Raw genomic sequence first — 24,817 nt, forward strand, 5'->3', positions numbered from 1 at the left:
CCCAAGGTAGGGGCGGGTGGCACCTGTCCACAACCCGGTTCTTGCGGCTAGTACTCGGCCGGCAGGCTGTTCAACTGCTCAAGCGTATACACCGGCCCGTCCTTGCAGACATAGCTGCTGCCCGTGTTGCACCGGCCGCACTTGCCCAGCCCGCACTTCATGCGGTTCTCCAGGGTCGTGAAGATGGCCTCCGGGGGGAAACCCAGCTTGGCCAGCACGGGCAGCGTGAGCTTGATCATGATGGGCGGGCCGCACACCAGGGCGATGGTGTTGTCGGGGCTGGGGTTGAGGGCCTCCACCACGGGGGGGACGAAGCCCACCTTGCCGGTCCAGCCGGGGACGTCGCCCCCGGGGTCCACGGTGACCACCAGGTTCACGTCGGGACGGGCCTCCCATTCCTTGAGCTCGTCCTTGTACACCAGGTCGGCGACGCTGCGGGCGCCGTAGACGATGGTGATGTCCTTGAACCAGTCCCGCAGGTCCAGGCAGTTCCAGATGACGCTGCGCAGCGGGGGCAGGGCGATGCCGCCGGCGATGAAGACCAGGTTCTTCCCCTTCCACTGCTCGATGGGAAAGCGGTTGCCGTAGGGGCCCCGGAAGCCCACCACGTCGCCCTCCTCCTTGTCGGCCAGGGCCGCGGTGACCCGGCCCGCCTCGCGGAAGGTGCATTCGATGTAGCCCTTGCGGGTGGGGGAGGAGGCGATGCAGAAGGTGGACTCGCCTTCGCCGAAGGCGCTGTAGAGGCCGAACTGGCCGGTCTCGAAGCTGAAGGCCGCGGCGGCGGCCGCATCCATGAACTCCAGCCGGAAGGTCTTCACGGCGGGGGCTTCCTCCGTGATCTTCGCGATGCGCATGAGGTGGGGGAGGTAGATGTTGGTGTCGGTCATGGTCGTGTCTCCCTCAGGCCTGGGCCGCTTCCGCCAGGTGTTCCTGGAGGTTCATGTCCACGGGGCATGCCCGGGTGCACTTGCCGCACCCGACGCAGCCGAGCATGTCGTAGCGCTCGGGGTAGTACGAGAACTTGTGGTAGACCCGCTGGCGCCAGCGCTGGGCCTGGGTCTCGCGGGGGTTGTGGCCGGAGGCGTGGAGGGTGAACATGTGGCCGCCGCAGGAGTCCCAGGTGCGCAGGCGGTGGCCGCCCTTGGCGTCGGACTCCTCGACGATGTCGAAGCACACGCAGGTGGGGCAGACGTAGGCGCAGGCGCCGCAGCCCACGCAGCGCAGGCTCTGCTCGACCCAGATGCCGTCCTCGAACCGGTCCTTGAGCCGCCTCGTGAGGCCGGGCTGGTCGAAGGCGACCGGCACGTCCACGACCTTCTTCTCGAGGCCGGGGTCGGCCTTGAAGGCCTCTGGGGCCAGGGCCGCCATGGCCTTGCCCTTCTCCGTCAGGACCTCGGCCAGGAAGCCGCCGTCCACGGGCGTCAGCAGGATGTCGCTGCCCGCGGTGGAGCCGGGTCCGCCGCCGACGCTGGTGCAGAAGCAGGCGTCGTCCTTCCTCGTGCAGGCCACGCCGATGACGGCCAGGGCCTCCATGCGGGCGTTGAAGAAGCGGTCGCGGGTGTCCCAGTTGAACACCGCGTCCAGGGCCCTGAAGCCGGAGGCCTCGCAGGGGCGGACGCCGAAGAGGACGGTGGGCAGGGCATGGGGCTCGGCGTCCACCAGGTCCACCGACTTGGAGCCGGTGGTGAAGCTCATGAGCCGCTCCACCTTGGGAAAGGCGGCCTCCTTGGCGGAGAGGATGGTCTGGAGGTAGTCCTTGGCCACGTCGGCGGGCTTGTCCACGGGATTGAGTTCGGTGCGCCCGTCCCGGTCCGTGGGGGCCAGGATCCGGCGGCCGTCCTTGGCCAGGGCCGCGAACAGCGTGTCGAGGGATGCTTGGGGGAGGAAGAAGTTGTCTGCCATGGCACCCTACCGGATGAAGGTCTCTTTGTCGTCGGGACGGAAGGTGGACAGGGCGTAGTCCAGCTTCGAGCTGGCCCCGGCCCTCTGGCCGAACTGGTGGTGCACGCTCTCTTCGCAGTTGAAGGTGAGGAGGTGGATGGGGATGCCCACGGGGCAGGCCCGGCCGCAGTCTCCGCACTCCACGCAGCGCCCCGCCAGGTGCATGGCGCGCACCATGTGGTACTCCAGGTTGCCCAGCGCGTGGCTGGCCACCGGCACCCACTGGGGGCGGTTGCAGTCCATGGTGCAGTGGCCGCAGTAGCACATGGGGCAGCTGTTGCGGCAGGCGTAGCACTTCACGCAGCGGCTCAGCTCGCCCTGCCAGAAGGCCCAGCGCTGGGCCCGGTCCATCTTCGAGAGGCGCTCCAGGATCTCGCGGTCCCTGGCGGGGAGCTCCTTGGCCGAGGTGGCCAGGTGCTCCTCGATGGCCTGGGCCGAGGCGAGCTCCACGGTGCCGTCCCCGGCCAGGGCGAGGACGTTCTCCTCCTTGACCTGGCGCTCGGCCATGAGCTGGAGGATGGCGCGCAGGGTGTCGGGCCGGGCGGTGATGGCCACGCGCCCGAGCTTCCTGATCTCGGGGCGGGTGAGGTAGGTGGCGAGGTTCTGCGCGCAGGCCTCGTCGAAGACGAGGCGATCGGCCTTTTCGGCCTTCTTGACGAAGGCCGGGCGCCGGGCGCCCATGGTGCCCTGCTCGTAGCCGATGACGGCCTTGACGTCGCCGCTTTCCAGGAGCTGCCGGGATTTTTCTCTCAGGTCCATGGTCACTCCACGCCGGTCAGGGCGAGTTCCTTGTATTCGGTGTAGGGGCCCAGCTCCCGGACGGTGGTGGTGACTTCGTTCACCAGTTCCGCCCAGCGGGCCCCCTCGGCGGCCGACACCCAGGAGAAGGTCACCCTGCGCGTATCGATGCCCATGAAGTCCATGAGGTTGCGGTAGATCATCCAGCGCCTCCGGGCGTGGTAGTTGCCGGAGGTGTAGTGGCAGTCGTTGGGGTGGCAGCCGGAGACGATCACGCCGTCCGAGCCCCGGGAGAAGGCCTTGGCCAGCAGCATGAAGTCGATGCGGCCCGTGCAGGGCAGGCGCAGCACCCGGACGTTGGACTGGTACTTGATGCGGCTGGTGCCGGTGAGGTCGGCGCCGGCGTACGTGCACCAGTTGCAGACGAAGGCGGTGATCTTGGGTTCGAAGGGTTCGGTCATTTTCATCCCCTCAGAGGGTCATGAGTTCGGCGAATATCTGTTCGTTGCTGAAGCCCTGGATGTCGATGGCCTTGGTGCGGCAGGTCGACACGCAGGTGCCGCAGCCCTGGCAGAGGCCGGCGTTCACCTTGGCGAGGGTCTTGATCAGCGTGCCGTCCCGGCCGCGGATCTCCTCGGCCTCGATGGCCTGGTAGGGGCAGGCGCTCTGGCACAGGAAGCAGCCCACGCAGTAGGAGAACGTGGGCGCCGGAAGGCGGTTCACCACGGCCACCACGGGTTCGCGGGTGAGCTCGTCCCGGCTGAAGAGGCAGGCCACCTTGGCGGCGGCGCCCGAGGCCTGGGCCACGGTCTCGGGGATGTCCCGCGGGGCCTGGCAGGCCCCGGCCAGGTAGATGCCGGCGGTGTTGGTCTCCACGGGCTTGAGCTTGGGGTGGCTCTCCGCGAAGAAGTGGTAGGGGTCGTAGCTCACGTGGAGCTTCTGGGCCAGCTCCTCGGAGCCGTCCTGGGCCTGCACGGCGGTGGCCAGCACCACCATGTCGGCCTTGATCTCCACCGGCTCGCCGCCCAGGAGGGTGTCGGCGCCCTTGACGATGAGCTGGCCGTCCTCCTCGTAGATGCGCGAGACCCGGCCGCGGATGTACTTCACGTCGTCCTCTTCGATGGCCCGGCGCACGAACTCGTCGTAGTCCTTGCCGCCGCTGCGGATGTCCATGTAGAAGACGTAGGCCTTCCCGTGGTGCATCTTGTGCTTGTAGAGCATGGCGTGCTTGGCGGTATACATGCAGCAGATCTTCGAGCAGTAGGGCACGCCCTTGGCCCGGTCCCGGCTGCCCGAGCAGGCCACGAAGACGATGGTCTCGGGCGCCTTGCCGTCGCTGGGGCGCTTCATGGCGCCCAGGGTGGGGCCCGAGGCGGAGGCGAGGCGCTCGAACTGCAGGCCGTCGATGACGTCCGCGTACTTCCCGTAGCCGTACTCCGGGAACTTGTCGGTGCGCATGACCTTGAAGCCCGTGGCCAGCACGATGGCGCCCACGTCCAGGGTGACCAGCTCGTCCTGCTGGTCGAAGCGGATGGCGCCGGTGGGGCACATCTTCTCGCACACCTTGCACTTGCCGGACTTGTAGAAGGTGCAGTTGTCCTTGTCGATGACGGGCTTGTTGGGCACGGCCTGGGGGAAGGGGACGTAGATGGCGCTGCGCTTGCCCAGGCCCTCGTTGAACTCGTCGGGGATCTTCTTCTGGGGGCACTTGGTGATGCACATGCCGCAGCCGGTGCAGAGCTTCTCGTCCAGCTGGCGGGCCTTCTTGCGGATGGTGGCCTTGAAGTTGCCGATGAAGCCCTCCAGCTTCTCCAGCTCCGCGTAGGTCATGAGGGTGATGTTGGGGTGGCGCGCGGCCTCCACCATCCTCGGCGTGAGGATGCACTGGGAGCAGTCCAGGGTGGGGAAGGTCTCCGAGAGCTGGCTCATGTGGCCGCCGATGGAGGGGGACTTCTCCACCAGCACGACCTTGTGGCCGGCGTTGGCGATGTCGAGCGCCGCCTGGATCCCGGCGATGCCGCCGCCCAGCACAAGGGCGCGCTTGGTGACCGGCACGCGGATGGGCAGGAGGGGCGTGTTGTGCTTGACCTTCTCCACCATGACCCGGATGAGGTCGGCGGCCTTGTCGGTGGTGGCATCAACCTTCTCGTGCACCCAGGAGCAGTGCTCGCGGAGGTTGGCCATCTCGCAGAGGTAGGGGTTCAGCCCGGCCTCCTCCACGGCGTTGCGGAAGGTGGGCTCGTGCATGCGCGGGGAGCAGGCCGCCACCACCACGCCGGTGAGGTTGTGCTCCTTGATGGCCTCCTTGATCATGGTCTGGCCGGGGTCCGAGCACATGTACTTGTAGTCCACGCTGTGGACGACGCCCGGGACGTTCCTCGTGCACTCCGCCACCTTGGCGCAGTCGACGGTGGCGCCGATGTTCTCTCCGCAGTGGCAGGTGAATACGCCGATACGTGACATCGCAGGCTCCTCAGACGGCCGCTGGGGTCATGACGGCGGGCACCATGTGCCGCTGCAGCCCCAGCTGGTTGGCGTCGATGCCCATCGCCAGGCCGAGGGCCTGGGTGATGAACAGGACGGGGATCGTGTGGTCGGCGCCCAGGTGGGCGTTGATTTCGGGCCGGCGCATGTCCAGGTTGGACTGGCACATGGGGCAGGCCACGACGATCGCCTCGGCGCCGTGCTTGACGGCGTTGTCGACGATCTTCCCGCTCATCTTCGCCACCAGGTCGGTGCGGGTGACGGAGAAGGCCGCCCCGCAGCACTCGGTCTTGAAGTTCCACTCCTGGGGCGCCGCGCCCGCGGCGGCCATGAGGCGGTCCATGGACCGGGGGTCCTCGGCGCGGTCGAACTTCAGCACCTTGGGGGGCCGGACCAGGAGGCACCCGTAGTAGCACGCCACCTTGTGGGCGAAGGGCTTCGTGATCTTCCCGGGGATGACGTCGCTGAACCGGTCCAGCACCTCGAGGATGTTCACGATGCGCACCTTGCCGGTGACGGGCTGCTCGATGATGGCCTCGATCTCCCGGGCCAGGGCGGGGTCCTTCTCGAGGGTGTCCCGGGCCGTGGACAGGCGGTTGTAGCAGGCCGCGCAGGGGGCCAGGATCTCGGTGAGGCCCGCGGCCTCGGCCTGGGCCAGGATGCGCGCGGGCAGGGCCAGGGCGAGCCTGTGGTCCAGCACGTGGGCGCTCGACGCCCCGCAGCAGTTCCAGTCGGGGACGTGCACCAGCTCGAGGCCCAGGGCGGGGGCCAGGGCCCTGACGGATTCGTCGAACTCCCTTGAGGAGCCGAGGAGGGAGCACCCGGGGTAGTAGCCGATCTTCATGGGGTCACCTCTTCTTTCCCAGCGTGAGCTGGAAGATCCGTTTCATGCCGCTGCGGCCCTTGATGAAGTGGGGCAGGAGGGGGAGCTTGCCGCGCACGTACATCTTCGGGGCCAGCCCCACGTCCTTCATGAGGTGGCGGCTGCGCAGCTTGTAGTCGGCCACCAGGCCGATTTCATAGAGGCGGCCGGTGACGCGGATGGAGTCCAGGAAGGCGCGGTGGAAGGCCAGGATGTCCCTGCTCCTGGGATGGGCCAGGTCCAGGGCGAGGGAGGCCTCGCGGACGTAGTCCATGACCTTGGCCACCTCCACCTCCTGGGGGCAGCGGGTGGAGCAGGTCTCGCAGGCCAGGCACAGCCAGATGGCCTCGCTCTCCAGGACCCGGCGGTCCAGTTCGGGCCGTTCCAGCTGGAGGAGGCGCAGGGTCTGGCAGGAGGTGTTGTCCATGTCCTCGGCCACCGGGCAGCCCGCGGCGCACTTGCCGCACTGGTAGCAGTGGTTGAGGTTGATGCCCAATTCATGGCGCAGGCGGGAGGCGAGGGAATCCCCTGGGGCGGGTGCATGGTGAGCACTGGACATGGGCGTCTCCTTCGTCGTGAGAAGATGACTTCGTTTTCCCCAAGTACCTGCTTGGATCCGTCCTGGGGAATGAGGGATCAAGGGGTGGGGGGACCCTTGATTATCGCTGATATTCGGGCACGGGAGTCCGGAATGTGACCCCTATCAATAAAAAAAGATCGAATATAACATGACTAATCAGGTAGGTTAATTTGTCACTATGTGGAAAATGAAGCTCCGCCCCAGGTCCCGCCGGACCGCCGTCCTGATCCTGGGCTGCGCCCTGGGCGTGATAACTTGGTTGGCAATGACTTCCTGGCCCCTTTCCCTTTCCCTCCTGCGCGTCTACCCCAAGAAGCTCGGCTCCGCCGCGGCGGGGTGGGCCGCCGGCCGCACCCTCCCGGGAGGCCTCCGGGAGGCCGTCCTGGGCCGCTTCGTGCGGGCCTACGGCCTGGACATGGCCGAAGCCGAGCGTCCCCTGGCCGACTACCCCAGCCTCCAGGCCCTCTTCACGAGGCGCCTGAAGCCCGGCCTGAGGCCCCAGGCCCCGGAGGCCCCGGGCTGCGTCAACAGCCCCGTGGACGGCCTCCTCATCGCCTCCGGCCGCATCCAGGCCGGCCGGGCCATCCAGGCCAAGGGCCTCCCCTACGGCATCGGCGAGCTCCTCAAGCACGACCCCGGCGCGGCCCGCTTCGAGGGGGGCCACTACCTGACCCTCTACCTGTCCCCCAGGGACTACCACCGCATCCACGTTCCCATCCGCGGGCTGGTGACCGCCGTGGGCCGGGTGGAGGGGGAGCTCTGGCCCGTGAACGACGCCAGCACCACCCATGTCCCCCGCCTCTACGAGCGCAACCGCCGGGCCACCTGGGTGGCCCTGGGCGCGGGCCCCGACGAGGGGCTGGAGGTGGCCGCGGTGGCGGTGGGCGCCACCCACGTGGGGGGCGTGATCATCGACGGGCGGTGGCTCAGCGGCCGGACCCTCCCCCGGGACGGGTCGCTGCCCGTGGACCTCCTGCCCTGCGCCCCCGGGGACGACCTGGGCACGTTCCAGTTCGGGAGCACCGTGGTGCTGCTCATCGGCGGGCCCGGCGCGGCCCGGTGGGAGCCTGCCCTGACGGCGGGACCGGTGCGGGTGGGCCAGCGCCTGGGGCTGTTCCGGTGACGGACGGCAACGAGATCTTCCAGGATTCCGAGCCCCTGTGGGAGGCCGGCGGGGACCTGCCCGGCGCCCTGGAGGCGGTGCTGGTGGCCAGCGGCGAGGTGCTGGACATGGCGCGGCTGAAGGAGCTGACGGGACTGGGCGAAGGCACCATCCGGCTGGGCCTGGAGAAGCTCGCGGAGCGGCTGGTGCCGCCCCGGGGCCTGCGGCTGCTGGAGGTGGGGGGAGGTTGGCGCCTGGCGGCGGCGCCGGAGTACCAGGCGATGATCAGCCGCCTGGTGACCATCACCCGCAGCGGCAAGCTCACCCCCGCCCAGATCGAGACCCTGGCCATCATCGCCTACCGCCAGCCGGTGACCATCCCCGAGATCAACGAGCTGCGCGGCGTCACCAGCTGCTCCACCCAGGTCAAGAGCCTGGCCGAGCGCGAGCTCATCACCCCCGCCGGCCGCAAGGCGGTGGTGGGCCGGCCCATGATGTGGGCCACCACCATGAAGTTCCTGGTCCACTTCGGCCTGCGGAGCCTCAACGACCTGCCCCGGCTGGGGGACTTCGGCGAGGCGAACCTGGAGGCCCTGGCCCTGGCGCGCCTGGAGCCGCCCCTGCCCGAGGGCGGGCTGTTCGACGGCGTCGAGGAAGAACCCGGGGAGACCGATGACTGACGACGTCTACAAGGGCTGGACCCGGCCCGGCCCCAGGCCCCCCGGGGGCGTCGAGCCCGAGGAGGGCGAGACCCTGGACTTCATCACCGGCCACTACCGGCTCTTCCAGTACCGGCGCGGCCACCGCTTCTCCACGGACGACATCCTCACCGCCTGGTACGGCACCACCTGGTGCCCGAGGCCGGCCCGGGTGGCGGATCTGGGCTCGGGCATCGGCAGCGTGGCCACCTCCGTGGCCTGGCGCTGCCCCGGCGCCCGGATCCACACCGTGGAGGCCCAGGCCATCTCCGCGCGCCTGGCCCGCAAGAGCGTGGCCTACAACGGCCTCCAGGACCGCTACACCATCCACGAAGGGGACCTGCGGGACCCGGACCTGTTCGCGGGGGAGGAACCCTTCGACCTGGTGCTGGGTTCGCCGCCCTACTGGCCCGTGGGCTCCAAGGCCGAGGCCGCGCATCCCCAGGCCATTCCGGCCCGGCTGGAGGTGCGGGGGGACATCGGGGACTACGCCAAGGCCGCCGCGCGCATCCTGGCGCCGGGGGGGCTCTTCGCGTGCGTGTTCCCCTCCGACCAGATCGACCGCGCCGAGAAGGCCTACCGGGAAGCGGAGCTCCTCCTCATGCGCCGGCAGGACGTGGTGTTCAAGGAGGGGGAGCCGTACGGCATCGCGCTGTTCGCCGGGTGCCGGAAAGGTGACCTGCCGGAGGGGTTCGGGGAGGCCGCGGGGTTCCCGGTGGTGGCGCCCCCCGTGACCATCCGCAGGTGCGACGGCAGCGTGGATCCGTCCATCGCCATGGTCCGCCTGGCCATGGGCTTCCCCCCCGGCCTCGCCCTGGGGTGAAACGGCACGGGAATTCCTTGGTAACCTCTAGCTGTCATCAATCCCTCCGAGGCGCCCCATGGATCGTGGAACCCTGATCGGCCTGCTCCTGGGCCTTGGCCTGCTGGTGCTGGCCATCTCCCTGGGGCCCAATCCCCGGTACTTCATCCACCCGGAGAGCATGATCGTGGTGGTCGGGGGGGTCATCGCCTCCACCCTCATCCGGTTCCCCCTGGGAGCCGTGCGCGGCGCCTTCGGCGTGGCCACCCAGGCCTTCTTCACCCACCCCGCCGCCCACCAGGAGATCGTCAACGAGCTGGTGGGCCTGTCCCAGCGGGCCCGTCGGGAGGGCGTCCTGGGCCTGGAGCGGCACATGCCCGCGGACCCCTTCATGCAGGCCGGCATCCGCATGGTGGTGGACCGGGTGGACCGGGACCACATCAGCGACGTGCTGAGCCAGGAGATCTTCGCCACCCAGGAGCGCCACGGCCTGGGCCAGGAGATCTTCCGCTTCATCGCCACCGCCGCCCCCAGCTTCGGCATGGTGGGCACCCTCATCGGCATGGTGCACCTCTTCGCGAGCCTGAAGGACCCCAGCGGCATCGGCCTGGGAATGGCGCTTTCCCTCCTGTCCACCCTCTACGGCGCGGTCATCGCCTACCTCTTCGCCCTGCCCATCTCGGGCAAGCTGGAGCTCCGCAGCCGGGAGGAGGCCCAGCGCAAGCGCCTCATCCTCGAGGGCGTCCTGGGCATCGCCGACGAGATGAACCCCGGCCAGCTGGAGGAGCAGCTCAACGCCTCCCTGGCGCCCCGGTTCAAGACCCGCAGGGCCGGAGCCCCCCGTGGCTAAGATCCTGAGCCGGTCCCAGCGCCGGAAGGACGACTACGAGGGCCTGTGGTTCATCACCTTCGCGGACCTCATGGTGCAGCTCATGGCCTTCTTCGCCGTGATCTATTCCTTCACCTCCCAGGACCAGCGCAAGGTGCAGGAGGTGCTCCTGGCCCTCCAGCACGAGCTGGGCGCCAAGGGGGAGGGCGTCCTCCCCGGCCACACCGGCATCGCCCCCGAGCGCGCCGCGGACCTGGAGAAGCTCCTCAACGACCTCAAGCCCGTCGAGGGCCAGGACCACGGCGTGAAGATGCAGGTGGTGCGCTTCCGGGGAGGCCTCCTCTTCAGCGAGGGCGGATCGGCCTTCGACCCCAGCTTCGAGCCCATGATGAAGCGCATCTCCGAGATCGCCCTCCAGTACCCCGGCTACACCCTTGTGTGCGAGGGCCACACCGCCCAGGACGAGCAGGGCCGGGCCAAGGGCCAGGACGCCCTGGACCTCAGCTCCCAGCGGGCCCAGGCCGCGGTGCGCCACCTGGTCGCCCTGGGCATGGACCCCGCCCTCCTGGCTGCCGAAGCGCACGGCGACTCCCAGCTGGAAGGCAACCCCGACACCCCCGAGGGCAGGGCCCTGCAAAGGCGGGTGAAATTCCGCTTCCAGCGCGTATCCGAACGCTGAAACGTCCCACGGCCGTTCCGCGAAAGCGGAACGGCCGTGGGAACCCTGGCGCGGGAGCGGGTAGGCGCTACTCCTCGGGTTCGTCGTAGTCGGCGTTGGTCCAGACGTTCTGGACGTCGTCGTTGTCCTCGAGCAGGTCGATGAGCTTCAGGAAGGATTTCAGCTTGTCGTTGTTCATGTCCACCCGCACCGCCGAGGTGCGGATGATCTTGGCTTCCAGCACGGGGAGCTTGGCGGCGTCCACGGCGTCCTTCACGGCCTGGTAGGCGGCGGGGTCGGTGCTGATGATCCAGGCCCCCTCCTCGCCCTGCACGTCGTCGGCGCCGGCCTCCAGGGCCACCTCCATGACGGTGTCCTCGGCCACTTCGCCGTCCACGACGATCTGGCCCTGCTTGGTGAACATGTAGGACACGGAGTTGGCCGCGCCCAGCTCGTTGCCGAACTTGGAGAAGTAGCTGCGGATCTCGGGGGTGGTGCGGTTCTTGTTGTCGGTGAGGGCCTCCACGATGATGGCCGCGCCGCCGGGGCCGTAACCCTCGTAGAGCACTTCCTCGTAGGTCACGCCCTCAAGCTCGCCGGTGCCCTTCTTGATGGCGCGCTCCCAGTTGTCCTTGGGCATGTTGCTGCCCTTGGCGGTATCCACCGCCAGGCGCAGCCGGGGGTTGGCGGCCACATCCCCGCCTCCCAGGCGGGCCGCGACCGTGATCTCCTTGAGGATCCGGGTGAAGACCTTGCCCCGCTTGGCGTCAGCGGCGCCCTTCTTGTGCTTGATCGTGGACCATTTGCTGTGGCCTGACATGGAATACTCCGAAAAAGGGAAAGGTCAGCCTCTCATCGAGCGCTTGGAGATCCGGGCGAAGGGGGGTGGTTCCTGCCGGATGATGGGCCGCTCGAGCATGAATTGGTACCACTGTTCGCCGTAGAGTTTCATTTTCATGGGTTTGTTGTTCTGAAGGCAGGTGCGCTGGGCCGCGAGACGCTCGTCTCCTTGGCAGATCGCCAGGCCCTTGTTGACCACCTCGATGGCCTTGTCCCGGTCCTTCATCTCGTTCAGGACGTAGGCATAGACCGCGTAGAGGAGGCTCTCCTTCTTGCCGGCCTTGAGGGCCAGGGTGAAGGTCTCCCTGGCCAGCTTCTTCTCGCCGCGCTTCCACTGGAGGATCCCCAGCATGGCCTTGGCGATGTAGTGCTGGTAGCTGGCGGTGCGCAGGAGGGGCTCGGCCTCGTCGTTCTTCTTGCGGACGTACTGCACGACCCCGATCTGGCCGTCGATGGAGCCCTTGACCATGAACTGCCAGCGGGAGAGGGCGTAGCCCTCCTTCATCACCTCGATGGCGGGGTCGAACTGCTGTTTCTTCATGAGTTCGCCGGCGCGGTTGAAGATCGCCTCCAGTTGGTTCTGCACCTGGCGCGAACGCCAGATGAAGAGCGCGATCCCGCACGCCAGTCCCAGGGGGACCCCGATCCACAGCGTCACTCTGAGCGGGAGGAGGATCAGGACCACGCCGATGGCGGCGCCAAGGCCCATTAGAAGATTCAGCACAGGGGCTCCAGTCCAAGGCCGCAAAACGGCCGAACGTCTATCTTACAAGGGATCCGCGCCCTCTTCCAGGCTCGGTTTTCAGCCCAGCACGCCGGACCGGAGGGGAGGACGCTTGCGGCGCACGACCCGCTTGGGGGCCGCGGCCGCCTCGACCGCCTTGCGGGGGCGGCCCGGGGCCCGCTTGGGCTTCTCGGCGGCCTTGCGGGGGGCCTTCTCCGCCTTCTTGGCGGGCTTGACCTTCTTGGCGGCCTCCTTGCGGACCAGGGCGTGGGCCGCTCGGCCGGTCACCACCACCCGGCTGCCGTCCTTGAGGCGCTTGACCTTGCTGCCGGGTTTGCGGCCGCGCTTGACGGCCATGGGCAGGGGCTCGGCCTCCAGGAACTCCCGCTCCAGTTCGGCCTGCAGGGCCAGCATCTCGCCGCCGTCCTGCTCGTGGTCGTGGCCGCAGAGGTGCAGGAAGCCGTGGATGATCAGGGTCTCGACCTCCCGCCGCCGGCTGACGCCCAGCTTCTTGGCCATCTTCTCGGCCATGGGCAGGCTGACGACCAGATCTCCTAGGTGCTGGAAGGCGCCTTTTTCCGGGTTTGCCGGGAAGCTGAGGACATCTGTCGTCTGATTGATGTCGCGGTGTTCCCTGTTCAGCTTCCGCATCGCGCGGTCGTCGAGGTACGAGATGGATATGCCTTCGGCTTTCGGTGCCAGGCGGTCGCGGAGCTTGAGCAATAGATCCCCGAGGGAGCGGTCACCGGGGCCCCTGAGCTTGCTGCGGCTGGACCAATCAATCTTAAAAGGTTTTTGTGCGGCGCTCATATGGTCCTCGCTCAAAGAGAGTCTTCAAGATCTGTCCAGTATTTGTGCCCTTAATACCATTGTCAATACCGTCACTGAAATTGACAATTTCCCCTGAATATCTTGGGAACCTAAACCTCTAATTGCGCACGCAATGAGCCAAGGGCTATCCAGGGATTTTCCAGGCGATCCATGCTGTAAGTAATGTGAATACGGCAAAATCCTGGTCATGTGTCGAGGCAGAAGTGTATTTTGTAGGAATGGAACCGCTACTCCCCGATTGGATGAAGGAACCCGTCACACAGTACCTGGATCTTCTGGATCGATGGAGCCGTACCCACGCGCTGACATCCCTGGAGATGGAAGAACGGTTTGAAGAATTGATCCTGGATTCGGCCGTCCTCCTGCCCTTCCTGGACACCCTGGGGCCGGGGAGCAAGGTCGCGGATTTCGGCACGGGGATGGGCATCCCCGCGATCGTCCTGGCCTTGGGGCGGCCCGACCTGACGGTCTTCGCCCTGGACAAGTCCAGGAAGAAGATCGCCTTCGTGAAGCAGGCGGCCCTGGAGCTGGGCCTGACGAACCTGCGGCCCCTGGCGGGCCGGGCGGAGGAGCTCCCGCCCCTGGGCGCCCACCTGGGCGTGGCCAAGGCCGTGGGCACCCTGGACCTCCTCCTGGGCTGGTGGGAGCGCCACGGTGTCCCTGGAGCCCCCTTCCTGGCCCTCAAGGGCGCCCCCGAGGAGGCCCCGGCCGGGTACGCCCTGGCGGCGCACGGCTACCGCCTGCCGACGCGGGGCCGGCGGGCGGTGCTGGAGCTGCGCAGGGCCGTCAGCGGGTGACGATGTCGCCCACGAAGACCTCTTCCTTGCTGCGGAGGATGCGGCAGGTGGCCGTGCCCTCCTCGGTGCGCACCACCATCAGCTGGCCCAGGAAGTAGTTGGTGGAGGGCTGGGCCGCGTCCTTGACGGGGTCGCCCGTGATGGTCGAGCTGTCGAGGGGACGGCGACGGGCGGTGATGAGGATGTCGCCCACCTTGAAGCCCTGGTTGGCGCCCTGGTCGATGATGACCATGTCCCCGGCCGCGGCGACCGGGCGGTCCTCGCGCAGGAAGATGATCTTGGCCAGGGGTTCCTTGAGGGGCACGGGACTGGCCACGTCCTTGCGCAGGTTGGCCACGATGTTGGCCGGCTCGGAGAAGGGCACCGCGTAGGCGCCTTCATAGATGCCGTCGAGGGCGTGCTCGATGATGGCCACGGAGGAATCCGGGTAGAGCGTGGTCACGCGGATGACCCCCTGCTGCTGAAGCACGTCGCCCATCTTCGTGCGGTGGGTGATGTCGTCGGGGTGGTAGAAGCCCTTCGCGAGCACCTTGGTCACCACGAGCCTGTCCCCGGCCTTGATGCCCTGGTTGGAGCCGCCGTTGAAGTAGATCGTGTCGCCGTCCGAGAGGATGCCGCGGGTGCGGTCCTGGTGGCCGTGGATGAGGAAGCCGCCGGCGTTCTTGAAGTAGGCGTCGGCGCCCTTGGCGGAGATGAAGGGCAGCTGGATGAAGTCCTGGAAGGAGTACGCGTACTCGTCCAGCGTCGGCTTGGGCCGGCTGCGCAGGTCGGGCTTGAGGGTGGAGACCTCGTAGGGGGCGGCGTCGCTTTCCTTGCCCGGGGCCACGGCGGAGCGGGAGGCGTCGACGATGAGGGGGTCGCCGGGGTAGATCCAGTGCGGGTCCTTGACCCACTTGTTGAGCTCCCAGATCTGCGGCCAGGAGAAGGGGTTGCCCAGATACTTGTTGCCCAGGTCCCACAGGGTGTCGCCCTTCTCGACGATGTGCACCTTGAAGCCTTCGGGAGGGGTGATCTCCTTGGGATAGTCCCAGCGGGAGGAGTGGGCGGCGACCTTGATGGGTTCCGCGGTGGTCTTGCCGGGCTGCTTGGCAGCGGGCTCCTGGGCCGACAGCCCCATGGCCAGGCAAGAGATGACCGCAAACGCATGGAGCCTTGTCCGCTTATGCATCAGGTTCTCCCGGGAAGGTTGGTTGGGATTATAGGACATGGTATGGGTTGGTGCCTTTAATATTATGCACTGCCTTCAGGCCCCTGGGAAAATGGCGAATGAAAAAACCGTCAATTGGCCTCGGGGGCGGCTCCGGGGCCGCGGAAATAGATGATCCAGGCCTGGCTCCCGCCCATGGGGATGGGCGCCTGGGCGTAGCGGGCGATGCGCCCCGAGCGTCCGACCAGTTCCAGGAACATGCTCCGGAGGTCCTCGGCGGGGCCCAGGACGACGTGGAGGGTGCGCCAGCCCAGGGCATGGCCGTCGAGGATCCGCTCCTTGAGGCGCTCCTCGGCGTCGTTGCGTCCGTGGCCCTTGAGATCCAGGGTGCCGTCCACGTCGATGGCCATGCCAGCGGCCAGGTTGATCTGCACGGGCTGGGCGGGCGGGGGCTCGGGGAGCGGGGTCTCCAGGGGCTCGGGCACCTTCAGGGCCGGCGGAGGCGCGGGCAGTTTCACCGGCGGCGGCTCGGGTTTCGGCTCGGGCCTGGGCGCCGGTTTGGGCGCGAGCTGGGTGGCCGGAAGGGCGACCATGCCCTTCAGCTCGCCCATGGCGGAGGCGAAATCCAGGCCCGGCTCGGCCGGGGCCGGCGGGGCCGCGGGGGCCGGGGCGGCGGGGGCGGTGATGGAGGGGGCGGCCTTGGGCCGCTTGCCCATGGCGCTCAGGAAGACGGCATCCTCCTCCTCCATGGGCTTGAATTCCGTCGGCTTGGGCTTGGGAGGCGGCGCCTTTGGGGGCGCCGGGTCCTCCGCCAGGGATTTCTTCAGCTTTTCGAGATCCTTCTTCCAGACCATGACCGACTCCATTTTTTCTAGGTTAGCTCCCTCCGTCGCAGAGTTGCCACACCTGAAGCAAAATGCCCCACGGATTCGGGGGAGGAGGACCGGATAACCTGAATGCTGGTGGGAAATTCAACCTGGCATGGAATTGGATGCTCTAAGCACCTGGAGGCTCACATGAAATTCTGGATCCCTGCAGCAACGACCCTCGCCCTGGCCATGGGCGGCCCCCTCGCCGCCCAGGAACCCCATTTCGGGATCGGCGTGACGGTGGGCGTTCCCACCGGCGCCTTCAACAGCACGACCTACGGCTCGGGCATCCGGGAGTCCTACGACTCGGCCCTGGGCCTGCAGTTCACCGCCAGCTTCCCCGTGGACCGCTCCCTGGCGTGGCGACTGAACCTCTCGGGCCAGACCTTCTCGGGCCACGTGGACGAGCCGGGCCAGTTCCGCGTCAACACCCAGGACGCCATGTTCAGCATCGGCGGTGACGCGCAGATCTTCGTGGGCGGAGGCAATGCCCAGCGGCACCTCGGCACCTACCTCATCGGCGGCCTCGCGCTGGACCTGGAGCGCTTCACCGCCAGCCTCGACGATCCCAGCTTCTACGCCGACACCGTCACCAACAAGAGCCGCCTGGGCCTGAACGTGGGCATCGGGCACAGCATGCGCTACGTGGGCCGGTGGCGGTGGAACTTCGAGGCCACCTACCACAAGACCCTGACCAGCCACGACACCGGCGCGGGCGACCCGCCGGCGGCCGACTTCATCCGACTGGGCGCGGGGGTCGTCTTCTAGCTTTATGCCTTGGCCTTGGGCCTGCGCTTCTTGCGGGGCGCGGCCTTGGCCTTGGGGGTGGGGGGACCCTCGTCCTTGCCCATGAGGCCGTTCACGAGCCGCTTGCAGTCGTTGCTCTCAGGATCCAGGCGCAGGAGCCTGCGGGCATAGGCCAGGCGTTCGGGCAGCGGCTTGGCGTCGTCACCCTTCACCTGCTCCAGCTTGTCGGCGACGTAGGCCTCGGCCGAGCCCTTGCGGGTGAGGTCCGCCTTCTCCTTGGCCAGGAAGCCCTGCCATTCGGCGAGGGAGGCGGCGTACACCTCCTGCTCCTTGCGCAGCTGCTCGGTCAGGGTGTCGATCTCCTTGAGGGAGCGCTCGCTCGAGGCGATGGCGTTGCGGTACTCGTCCAGCTGGGCCCGGATCTGGGTGCGGGTCTTGATCTGGTCGGAGGTGAGCCCGCCCAGGGTGTCCATGTCCGCGAGGCGCTGGTCGAGCTTGGCCACCTCGGCGCGCCAGGTCTTGAGGTTCTCCTCGTGCTGCTTGCGGATGCGGCCGAAGGTCCCCTCCGCGGCCGCCACGTTGTCCGCGGCGGCGCGGGAGGCCTTCTGCAGGTGGCCCACGGCGTCCTCCCAGGCCCCTTCCAGGACGCAGGACCGGGCCGCGAGGCTCATGACGGCCACCATGGCGTGCATGGCGTTGTAGTCCGAGGGGTTCACGGCGGGGCCGTCCTGGGCGAGGACGGCTTCCGTGGCCTTGCGCACGGGGGCCGAAACCCCCTTGGCCAGGTTCTCCTCCCAGGCCGCGCGGTTGTCCTTGAACTTCTCCGGCAGGTTCTGGCCGAGCAGCGGGAGGGACAGGGCAAGCAGGGAAGGGAGGAGGGCCTGGGCCTTCGCCATCACTTGGCCTTCTTGCCCTTGGCGGCGGCCTTCTTCTCCGCGGGGAAGGGATCCTGGTCCGCGCGGACGCGGTCGATGATCTCGTTCACCTTGCTCTCGGTGGCCGTGCCCATCACGTTGTGGCGGAGGCGGAAGAGGAAGTTCAGCTTGTCCTGCTTGGACGCCCGCGACTCGTAGTTGGCCTTGGTCTTCATGACGTTCTCGAAGTAGGTCAGGCGCTTCTCGTCGTACTTGGGACCGCTGGTCTCCTTGACGACCTTGCCCTTGACCTTGACGTCGGCGACGCCCTTGGCGATCTCCTCGGACTCGTCCTTGAGGCTCTTCTGGAAGGACGCGATCTTGGGGGCGCAGGCGTCGTACTCGGCCTTGGTGGCGTCGATGTTCTCCTGGATGGCCTTGATGGCCTTGGGGCCGTTGGCGATGTTGGCCTGCCACTGCTTGTACGCCGCGAGATCCTGCTGCTCCTGGGGCGTGACGGACTTGGCCTCCAGCTCCTGGAACCGGGGGAGGTTGGCCTTCAGGTACTTGGCGGCCTCGTTCTTCTCGGCGGGGGTCTTGGGGTTGTTGTAGACCTTGTCCTTGGCCAGGAAGGCCTGGTACTCGGCCTCCTCGGCGGCGTTCCGGCCGGCCTTGGCGTTGATGGCGGCGATGCGGGCGGCGCCGTCGGCCACGCCCTTCTGGGCCTGCTCGATGGCCTGGGTCCAGCTGGCCTGGAGCGGGGTCAGGGCCTCCTTGGTGCTTTCGTAGTTGACCTTGGCGCAGGCCTGGGCCTTGAGGAGGTAGTCCAGGGTCTTCTCCCACTCCCCGGCCATGGCCGCGGCCTTGACGTTCAGGAGGTAGAGGCGGGTGAGGCCGCTGAAGGAGAGGGAGGCCTGCATCGCCGCGCCGGGACCGCTCTTGTCGAAGGCGGGCAGGGTCGCGGGCAGGAGGGGTTCGGCCTTCTGGAGCGCCTCGACGGGATGGAAGTCCTTGAGGAGCTCCTCCACGGCGGGCGTCTGGGCCTTGAGGACCGCGGCATAGTCGATGGCGGCGGGGGTCTGCGCCACGAGGGCGGCGGGGACCAGGGCCATGGTCAGGAACGGATTGATTCGCATGAGGGCTCCAATCAAGGGAAGAAATCAGGGTACCCGATTTGGCGGTCCGGCATCGACCTTGAGGTTGTTCCATGAAACATCTATAGAAGCGGTGAGCCGGTACCGGGGCCTCAGCAGGCCCACCCGGATGTCCTCGGCGACGGGCAGGGCATAGTACCTGGGGGCTCCGGAGGGCGGGACCACCTTCAGCATCACCAGGTCCCAGGTGCCCCTGGGAATGTAGTCGCGGACCCACCGGCGGCGGGCGATGGGGACGCGCAGCAGGGGCAGGGTGGCCGTTCCGGAGGCCGGAAGGGCAAGGTCCGCGAAGGCCCCCTGGCCCGACCAGGCCGCTCCCGGCCACGCCTTCCGGGGGCCCGCCCAGGCCTGCAGCCGGGACCCCCCGGGGGCGCCCGGGACGGTCAGCACCACCTGCAAGGAGGCCAGGTCGGTGCGCGAGGGGTTCTCCCACAGCGCCAGGGCCCCGGCGCTAAGGACCAGGAGGGCCGACCAGAGGGCGTAGTACCATCGGCGGCGGTGGTGGATCGGGTCCATGGACTAGTCCTTGAAGGTCAGGTTGGGGCTCTTTTCCAGGATGACCAGGACCAGCCGCTCCAGCTCGTCGACCATGAGCAGCTTCAGGGTGGTCCGGGCATTGGCCGCCGCCAGGTCGGAGGGGGGCTCCAGGGGCGGCAGGCCCCCCTTGAGGAGGAAGAAGATCCGCCCCTTCTCCATGCGGGCGACGTACTTCCAGGGCAGGTGCCCTGCCCCCAGACGGCGCGCCAGTTGCCGCGGGAGCCCCTGGTGCTCCACCGTGACCCCCATTTCGTCCACCAGGACGTGGGTGCCCTCGATGAGCACGAGTCCCAGGGTGGAGAAGAGCAGCAGGAGCCCTCCCAGGAGGCAGAGCAGCACCGAGATGATCAGCACCAGCCAGATGCGCGTGGTGGGCTCGCCCAGGGCCAGGGCCTGGTGGAGGATGGTGGTCAGCCCCTGCACCGCGTCCACCAGCATGTTCATGGCCCGCAGCCCCACGAGCCAGGACCCCGCGCAAAGGAGCACGGCCAGGGCGCGCTGGGCGACGCTGGGACGGAAGACCAGGGGGGAGGTGGTGGACATGGACTAGGCGCCGGCCATGTCGAGCAGGATCCCCTGGGCCGCGGCGGCCGGGTCCGGGGCCTGGGTGATGGGCCGGCCCACCACCAGCCACGTGGCGCCCGCGCGAAGGGCCTGGGCGGGCGTGACCACGCGGGCCTGGTCCTGGGTGGCGACCCCCCCGGGGCGGATGCCCGGGGTCAGGCGATGGAAGTCGGCGCCGCAGGCGTCGCGCACCTGGGCGGCCTCGTGGGCCGAGCACACCACGCCGTCGCAGCCGCACTCCTTGGCCAGCCGGGCCAGGTGCAGGGCGAGGTCGCCGGGCTCGGCGGTGGAGCCCAGGCGGGCCAGGGCCTCCCGGTCCAGGCTCGTCAGCACGGTCACGCCCAGGAGCCTCGTACGCCCTCCGCGCTGGCGGTGGGCCTTCACGGCCTGGGCCGCCGCCTCGATCATGGCCGGGCCGCCCTGGGTGTGGATGGTCACCAGGGACGGATCCAGGGGCAGCAGGGCCTCCATGGCCCGGTGGACGGTGTTGGGGATGTCGTGGAGCTTCAGGTCCAGGAACACCGGGCCGGCCTTCTGCACCTCCCGCACGAAGCCCGGGCCCTCGGCGCAGAACAGCTCGAGCCCCACCTTGAACATTCCGGCCCTGCCCGAGAGGGCCCGGGCCAGGGCCAGCGCCTCCGCGCCCGTGGGGACGTCCAGGGCCACGACGAGCCGGTCGATGATGGATTGGGCCACGTTCATGCACTCACCCCCGCTAGGAGCATTCTGTCAGATCCCGCGGCGCCCGCATCAACCGATCCCCGCCCCCTGCAGCAGCCCGGTGATGGCGCCCACCACCATCTGGGCCCAGTAGTGGAAGCCCCGGCGCAGCGGTTTGGCCGAATAGCTGGCATGGAGCCGGTCCTTGAGCATGGGGTAGTTCCCGTCCGGGTCCAGGACGGCGGCGGTCACGGGGCTTTCGAACTCGAAGGTCGCCCAGCGGTCCTGGCCGTCCCAGGTGAGGCGCCGCTCGGAGCGGTCCTCCAGCCGCACCCAGAGGGTGACGGGGACGCGGATCCCGCCCCGGCGCTCAAGCGTGATCACGCCGCGCCTTCCGGGCGCCGCGGGCTGGGGCGCGGCGAACACCGCCCCCTTGGGGGAATCCATCCAGCCGCCCTCCAGGACCTCGCGCACGTCGACCTTGGCGATGGCGATGTCCAGCACCTCCGTGCCGTCCAGCCAGTCCCTCCAGAAGGAGGTGAGATCCCGCCCCGTGACGCGTTCGGCCACGCGCCGGAAATCCCGGCCCGTGGGGTGGCGGAAGGCGAACTCCCGCGCGTAGGTCTGCATCACCTGCTCCATCTGGGGCCGGCCGATCATGGCCTCGAGCTGGGCCAGCACCATGGCGGGCTTGGCATAGGAGGCCACCGCGTAGGACATGAAGCTCCGGGTCAGGAAGCTCGGCCGGGTGACGGGGTCCATGGACGGCTCCAGCCAGTATTCGAGATGCTCGACGGCGTCGGTGCCCACCTGGAATCTGCGGCTGCTGTGGATGCTCTGGTAGCCGCGCTCCATGGCCCGCTGGGTGAACCAGGTGGTGAACCCCTCGTCCAGCCAGGCCTCCTCCACCTCGTTGGAGGCCACCATGCCGTAGAACCACTGGTGGCCGATCTCGTGGACGGTGGTCATCTCCGGGTCGAACCGGACCGAGAGGGGGTCGAAACGCTTCGAGGAGGCCGTCACCAGGGTGGGGTATTCCATGCCGTTGGCGCCCCTGGCCTCCTTCGGCACGTCCACCACCGTGAGCACGGGGTAGGGGTAGGGGAAGAACCACTCGGCGCCGTGGCGCAGGGCGACCCGCGCGGCGAACATCTGCCGCTCGAGGTTGGTCTTGTTCTCGGGCTGGTAGTAGCAGAAGACCTGGACGCCCCGGTACTCGAAGCTCTTGAAGCTCCAGCTGCGCGAGGGCATCACCGCCCAGGCGAAGTCGTGCACGTCCTCCGCGTGGAGCTTCCAGATGACGTTGAGCTTGCGCTTGGGGTCCGGGGTGACGTCGTCCTGGGTCCTGAAGTTCGTCTGGGCGCCCACGTGCGCCAGCAGGAGCGCGTTGGGCAGGGACAGCTCCACGTCGTAGGTGCCGAAGTCGGCGTAGAACTCGGTACGGGCGTGATAGGCCGAGCAGGTCCACCGGTCGCCCTCGTAGACGCCGGCCTTGGGGAACCACTGGGCCCCCATGAGGAAGTTCCCCGTGCCGTCCCCGCTCCACCCCGTGCGCGCCAGGGCCCTGGGGAACCGGCTCTCCCAGGCCACCTCCAGGCGGATCGTCTCCCCCGGCGCCACGGGGCGGCCCAGGCGCACCCAGTAGACGGTCTCGTCCTCCCCGAAGTGCCCGTCCAGGGCCCTGCCGTCCATGGCCACCGACCGCAGCCGGCAGTATCCGTAGTTCCTGGGGTCCCGGGCGTCGAACCCCCGGAATTCCGGATCGCCCAGGGCCTCCTTGGCGAAGATCGTCTGCGGCCCCTTGAAGGCGTTGAGGTACAGGTGCAGCGGGAACTCCGCCGTGGGCGCCGTGCCGGTGTTGCGCCAGGATATGGTCTCCCGCCCCTCCAGCGCCTTCCCAGGCCAGTCCAGCGCAGCCTCGATGCGATAATTTGCGATTCTGGACGACTTGGGCTTATCGAACCAGTGCCCCGGATCGAAGGCCCCCAGGCTCCAGCACCCCAACGCCACCACCGCCATTTTCACCAGTCGCTGCATGTGTTCCCTCGGATCGGCCTTGAGATTAGCGCAATCCGTCTTTGCATTGGTGCCCCGCCGGTGATATGCTAACTATTCCGGCGCGGGGTGGAGCAGTCCGGTAGCTCGTTGGGCTCATAACCCAAAGGTCGCAGGTTCAAATCCTGCCCCCGCTACCAATAGAGGCCCGAAACCATTAGGTTTCGGGCTTCAGTGTTTTGCGGGTGCCCGAAAATACTGGGTTCCCAGGTGCTCATTCGCGAAGAATGGCACTGGGAGTGGGTCCATGAAGTTTTTAATTTTTACATAATTAATTAATTTGACTTAAAACGTACTTAAAACATACCTGTAACGGACCAACGCCTCTCCGGGGGGGTACCCAAAAGGGAACTGGCCCTGGTCCCACTCTCCTCCAAATGGAGACGTTTGGGGCAGGTGGGCGAAGTCCAAAGGGCCATGGATGATGGGATGGCCAAGACGCCTTGAAACCCATGCCTAGCCTGCCTTTTGGAGCGTGTCAATCCCCAAGGTGGATCAGATCTTCTGACCAGCAGGCCGTCCTTTAGCTTCAATCCCTCGGCCTTCGGTTGAACGTTGTGTCGAAGGACAGCGCGATAAGCCCCTCGGCGAGGATTGTGACTCCACCGTAAGTGACATCCTCATATTGGATGGAAGAACACTATCCTCAGCCCTTCACGAACTACTTTCATCGTCAGAATTTTTGTATTGCCAGCCTAAGGCCTTCGCCAGCTTCCGGCCCTGGCATACCTTCCCTGGACCCAGACCTTGGAACCATGCCCGAACTTCCTCCGTGTTGCGCACTGCATAGCTGAGCACCGGGCTCTCATTCGGTCCAGGGCCGGCTTTCCATTCCAGGCACATCCAATGGGCCGGGCCGAAAGGCAAGACAGCCCAAGCACCACCCTGGGTTAACCTGACCACCGCTGGCGAATCCCCGGTTGATGCAGCCTTGATGCCGTCTATGCGTTCCACCTGGTCCAGGAACGCCTCCCAGGCCCGCAGGGGATGCTTCTTGTCTCGGCCATGGAACGCCAGGCGTGTGGCCACCGATTCCTCGCGCCCGTAGCGCAATTCGAAGGTGGCCGGAGGCGAGGCCAGGCTGGCCTTGGCCCGGAATTCAAGGGCCTTCCTGGCTGCGGTCGCCACCTTCTTGCTGGGATCCCGCATCAGGTGCACCAGCAGCGCCTCTGCTTCGGCGCCCGGCACGTCTATGAGGGCCTTGGCCGTGGCCCACCGGGTCAGGGCATGGGCCTCATCGTCGGCCAGGCGTTCCAGAATCGGCAGCATCTCAAAGGTTGCCCGTCCTTCCATGGCGCGGGCCACATAGTTACGCACGTCAGTATCGCTGTCGTTCGCGTGCGCCAGCAGCCTGGCCAGCACTTCCGGCGCGGGATGTCGGTGGAGCAGGCTCGCCGCAATGGTCCGGACAAAAGGGTCCGGGTCCTCCAGCCCGGTGAGGATCCGGGGAAGGGCTCGCGCGTCCTGTTCGAGGAATTTGCCCAGAGCGTCCAGGGCCGCCGTGCGCACCTTCCCGGAAACGTCTTGGCTGATTTCAAGGAGCGGTTCCACGGCCGCCGGGGCCGGCAGCCAGGAACACCACCGGGCCACGTGGGCCCGGACAGCCGGGACCGGGTCGAACCTCAGGTCCATCGCCTCCTCGGGCCGGATGGGGTCCTTCTCCGGGTAGTACAAGCAATCAGAGGCAGCTTCCCGGACCGAATCATCCGGATCCCGCAGCAGTTCCAGGAACCGCTCCCGGGTTTCGGGGAGTTCCTGAGCAGCCAGCCCGGGCGCGGCGTCAGCCCGCACTGCGGGCACTGGGTCCCGGGACAGCGAAAGCAGCAGCGCAGAACAATCCTTCCGTTCGTCCACCAGCCCCCAAGCAAGGGCCTGCCGGACCTCGGGGGAAGGATCCCCCACCATTTCCTGGAGCTTCCGCTGGGCCTCCATGAACCCGCGGCTGAGCAGCGGAACCAGGGCCTTGACTCCGAAGGCCCGGTAGCCGGGATCAGGGTCGTTCGCAAGCCGGTTGGCCACCTGCAGGGCCTCAACGTGGTTCGCGTGGGAACCGATGCTGTAGCCCCGGTGCTGGTGGTACTCGTAGCTAGGCGGCTTGCTCAGGAGTTCGAAATAGATCTCCATGGGCGTGGGTTCGCGGGTCTCATCCTGGCCCACCGGTTCACCCGCGTAGGTTCCTTGCCATCTCGTCCTTCGCCACCCGAATCCCAGGATGCCGCTCCTTCCGGTGGAAGAATGACGGAGCCGCAGGGTCAGTTCAAGTGCCCGGGGACAGGCACGGTGTCCTTTGCGTCCCACTTGTCACCATTCTTGGTTACGGTGCCACAATCCCCCTTTAACCTCG

General features: G+C 67.6%; 26 protein-coding genes and 1 tRNA gene. 8 read left to right on the forward strand and 19 right to left on the reverse strand.

Annotated features, from left to right (window positions below):
• Positions 1–47: 47 nt before the first annotated feature.
• The 7 genes from RAH40_RS17095 to RAH40_RS17125 are packed head-to-tail and all read right to left on the reverse strand — an operon-like array spanning position 48 to position 6,584.
• Positions 48–887 carry an FAD/NAD(P)-binding protein gene (locus RAH40_RS17095; protein ID WP_306598799.1) on the reverse strand — a complete coding sequence of 280 codons (840 nt, stop codon included), beginning with the start codon at positions 885–887 and terminating at the stop codon, positions 48–50.
• A 13-nt stretch (positions 888–900) separates the two neighbouring features.
• Positions 901–1,902 (reverse strand): 4Fe-4S dicluster domain-containing protein, encoded by a 1,002-nt coding sequence (locus tag RAH40_RS17100; RefSeq protein ID WP_306598800.1) that lies wholly within the window; start codon positions 1,900–1,902, stop codon positions 901–903.
• 6 nt (positions 1,903–1,908) lie between these two features.
• A complete protein-coding gene (locus tag RAH40_RS17105; protein ID WP_306598801.1) occupies positions 1,909–2,700 on the reverse strand; it encodes a 4Fe-4S dicluster domain-containing protein in 792 nt (263 codons plus the stop codon).
• Positions 2,701–2,702: 2 nt separating this feature from the next.
• Complete coding sequence (locus RAH40_RS17110; RefSeq protein ID WP_306598802.1) at positions 2,703–3,140, reverse strand: hydrogenase iron-sulfur subunit; 438 nt, start codon at positions 3,138–3,140, stop codon at positions 2,703–2,705.
• 10 nt (positions 3,141–3,150) lie between these two features.
• Positions 3,151–5,142, reverse strand: a complete 1,992-nt coding sequence (locus RAH40_RS17115; RefSeq protein WP_306598803.1) for a CoB--CoM heterodisulfide reductase iron-sulfur subunit A family protein — start codon at positions 5,140–5,142, stop codon at positions 3,151–3,153.
• A 10-nt stretch (positions 5,143–5,152) separates the two neighbouring features.
• Positions 5,153–6,007 carry a CoB--CoM heterodisulfide reductase iron-sulfur subunit B family protein gene (locus tag RAH40_RS17120; RefSeq protein WP_306598804.1) on the reverse strand — a complete coding sequence of 285 codons (855 nt, stop codon included), beginning with the start codon at positions 6,005–6,007 and terminating at the stop codon, positions 5,153–5,155.
• A gap of 4 nt (positions 6,008–6,011) precedes the next feature.
• On the reverse strand, positions 6,012–6,584 hold the full coding sequence (locus RAH40_RS17125) for a 4Fe-4S dicluster domain-containing protein (RefSeq protein WP_306598805.1): 573 nt from the start codon (positions 6,582–6,584) through the stop codon (positions 6,012–6,014).
• A 286-nt stretch (positions 6,585–6,870) separates the two neighbouring features.
• Between RAH40_RS17125 and asd the strand changes: the two genes are divergently transcribed.
• The 5 genes from asd to RAH40_RS17150 are packed head-to-tail and all read left to right on the forward strand — an operon-like array spanning position 6,871 to position 10,715.
• Positions 6,871–7,728 carry an archaetidylserine decarboxylase gene (gene asd / locus RAH40_RS17130; RefSeq protein ID WP_306598806.1) on the forward strand — a complete coding sequence of 286 codons (858 nt, stop codon included), beginning with the start codon at positions 6,871–6,873 and terminating at the stop codon, positions 7,726–7,728.
• A complete protein-coding gene (scpB, locus tag RAH40_RS17135; RefSeq protein ID WP_306598807.1) occupies positions 7,725–8,387 on the forward strand; it encodes an SMC-Scp complex subunit ScpB in 663 nt (220 codons plus the stop codon). The genes asd and scpB overlap by 4 nt, the downstream gene beginning before the upstream one ends.
• Complete coding sequence (locus RAH40_RS17140; protein WP_306598808.1) at positions 8,380–9,228, forward strand: tRNA1(Val) (adenine(37)-N6)-methyltransferase; 849 nt, start codon at positions 8,380–8,382, stop codon at positions 9,226–9,228. The genes scpB and RAH40_RS17140 overlap by 8 nt, the downstream gene beginning before the upstream one ends.
• Before the next feature lie 58 nt (positions 9,229–9,286).
• Positions 9,287–10,057 (forward strand): motility protein A, encoded by a 771-nt coding sequence (locus RAH40_RS17145; protein WP_306598809.1) that lies wholly within the window; start codon positions 9,287–9,289, stop codon positions 10,055–10,057.
• A complete protein-coding gene (locus RAH40_RS17150; protein WP_306598810.1) occupies positions 10,050–10,715 on the forward strand; it encodes a flagellar motor protein MotB in 666 nt (221 codons plus the stop codon). The genes RAH40_RS17145 and RAH40_RS17150 overlap by 8 nt, the downstream gene beginning before the upstream one ends.
• A 67-nt stretch (positions 10,716–10,782) precedes the next feature.
• Here RAH40_RS17150 and RAH40_RS17155 read toward each other — a convergent pair whose 3' ends face one another.
• The 3 genes from RAH40_RS17155 to ybeY all read right to left on the reverse strand — a co-directional run bounded on the left by RAH40_RS17155 (position 10,783) and on the right by ybeY (position 12,981).
• Positions 10,783–11,514 (reverse strand): YebC/PmpR family DNA-binding transcriptional regulator, encoded by a 732-nt coding sequence (locus RAH40_RS17155; protein WP_306598811.1) that lies wholly within the window; start codon positions 11,512–11,514, stop codon positions 10,783–10,785.
• A 24-nt stretch (positions 11,515–11,538) separates the two neighbouring features.
• Positions 11,539–12,258: a hypothetical protein gene (locus RAH40_RS17160; RefSeq protein ID WP_306598812.1), complete on the reverse strand. Its 720-nt coding sequence runs from the start codon at positions 12,256–12,258 to the stop codon at positions 11,539–11,541.
• 78 nt (positions 12,259–12,336) lie between these two features.
• Positions 12,337–12,981: an rRNA maturation RNase YbeY gene (gene ybeY, locus RAH40_RS17165; protein WP_306598813.1), complete on the reverse strand. Its 645-nt coding sequence runs from the start codon at positions 12,979–12,981 to the stop codon at positions 12,337–12,339.
• A 350-nt stretch (positions 12,982–13,331) separates the two neighbouring features.
• Here ybeY and RAH40_RS17170 point away from each other — a divergent pair, with 350 nt between their 5' ends.
• The gene (locus RAH40_RS17170) at positions 13,332–13,886 is read left to right on the forward strand and encodes a 16S rRNA (guanine(527)-N(7))-methyltransferase RsmG (RefSeq protein ID WP_306602309.1); all 555 of its coding nucleotides are present in this window, start codon (positions 13,332–13,334) and stop codon (positions 13,884–13,886) included.
• Here RAH40_RS17170 and RAH40_RS17175 read toward each other — a convergent pair.
• Positions 13,876–15,054, reverse strand: a complete 1,179-nt coding sequence (locus RAH40_RS17175) for a LysM peptidoglycan-binding domain-containing protein (RefSeq protein ID WP_306598814.1) — start codon at positions 15,052–15,054, stop codon at positions 13,876–13,878. The two genes, RAH40_RS17170 and RAH40_RS17175, sit on opposite strands and share 11 nt — an antisense overlap.
• Positions 15,055–15,164: 110 nt before the next feature.
• Positions 15,165–15,887 carry a Smr/MutS family protein gene (locus tag RAH40_RS17180; protein ID WP_306598815.1) on the reverse strand — a complete coding sequence of 241 codons (723 nt, stop codon included), beginning with the start codon at positions 15,885–15,887 and terminating at the stop codon, positions 15,165–15,167.
• Between the two features lie 162 nt (positions 15,888–16,049).
• Between RAH40_RS17180 and RAH40_RS17185 the strand changes: the two genes are divergently transcribed.
• Positions 16,050–16,670 carry an outer membrane beta-barrel protein gene (locus tag RAH40_RS17185; RefSeq protein ID WP_306598816.1) on the forward strand — a complete coding sequence of 207 codons (621 nt, stop codon included), beginning with the start codon at positions 16,050–16,052 and terminating at the stop codon, positions 16,668–16,670.
• 2 nt (positions 16,671–16,672) lie between these two features.
• Here RAH40_RS17185 and RAH40_RS17190 read toward each other — a convergent pair whose 3' ends face one another.
• The 6 genes from RAH40_RS17190 to RAH40_RS17215 are packed head-to-tail and all read right to left on the reverse strand — an operon-like array spanning position 16,673 to position 22,455.
• A complete protein-coding gene (locus tag RAH40_RS17190) occupies positions 16,673–17,545 on the reverse strand; it encodes a hypothetical protein (RefSeq protein WP_306598817.1) in 873 nt (290 codons plus the stop codon).
• Positions 17,545–18,639 (reverse strand): hypothetical protein, encoded by a 1,095-nt coding sequence (locus tag RAH40_RS17195; protein ID WP_306598818.1) that lies wholly within the window; start codon positions 18,637–18,639, stop codon positions 17,545–17,547. Before RAH40_RS17195 ends, RAH40_RS17190 begins: the two co-directional genes overlap by 1 nt.
• 24 nt (positions 18,640–18,663) lie before the next feature.
• Entirely contained in the window at positions 18,664–19,173 is a 510-nt protein-coding gene (locus RAH40_RS17200) for a hypothetical protein (protein ID WP_306598819.1), read from the reverse strand.
• A gap of 3 nt (positions 19,174–19,176) precedes the next feature.
• Positions 19,177–19,737, reverse strand: coding sequence for a hypothetical protein (locus RAH40_RS17205; RefSeq protein ID WP_306598820.1), 561 nt, complete (start codon positions 19,735–19,737; stop codon positions 19,177–19,179).
• Between the two features lie 3 nt (positions 19,738–19,740).
• Entirely contained in the window at positions 19,741–20,460 is a 720-nt protein-coding gene (gene pyrF / locus RAH40_RS17210; RefSeq protein ID WP_306598821.1) for an orotidine-5'-phosphate decarboxylase, read from the reverse strand.
• Positions 20,461–20,508: 48 nt separating this feature from the next.
• Positions 20,509–22,455: a M1 family metallopeptidase gene (locus RAH40_RS17215; protein WP_306598822.1), complete on the reverse strand. Its 1,947-nt coding sequence runs from the start codon at positions 22,453–22,455 to the stop codon at positions 20,509–20,511.
• 81 nt (positions 22,456–22,536) lie between these two features.
• On the opposite strand from RAH40_RS17215, the gene RAH40_RS17220 reads away from it, so the two are divergent.
• Positions 22,537–22,613 (forward strand) — tRNA-Met (locus RAH40_RS17220).
• Positions 22,614–23,127: 514 nt separating this feature from the next.
• Here the strand turns inward: RAH40_RS17220 and RAH40_RS17225 are convergent.
• Positions 23,128–24,597, reverse strand: coding sequence for a HEAT repeat domain-containing protein (locus tag RAH40_RS17225; RefSeq protein WP_306598823.1), 1,470 nt, complete (start codon positions 24,595–24,597; stop codon positions 23,128–23,130).
• Positions 24,598–24,817: the final 220 nt, after the last annotated feature.

The organism is Geothrix sp. 21YS21S-2, from assembly GCF_030846775.1.
In the GTDB taxonomy this organism is placed as follows: Bacteria; Acidobacteriota; Holophagae; order Holophagales; family Holophagaceae; genus Mesoterricola.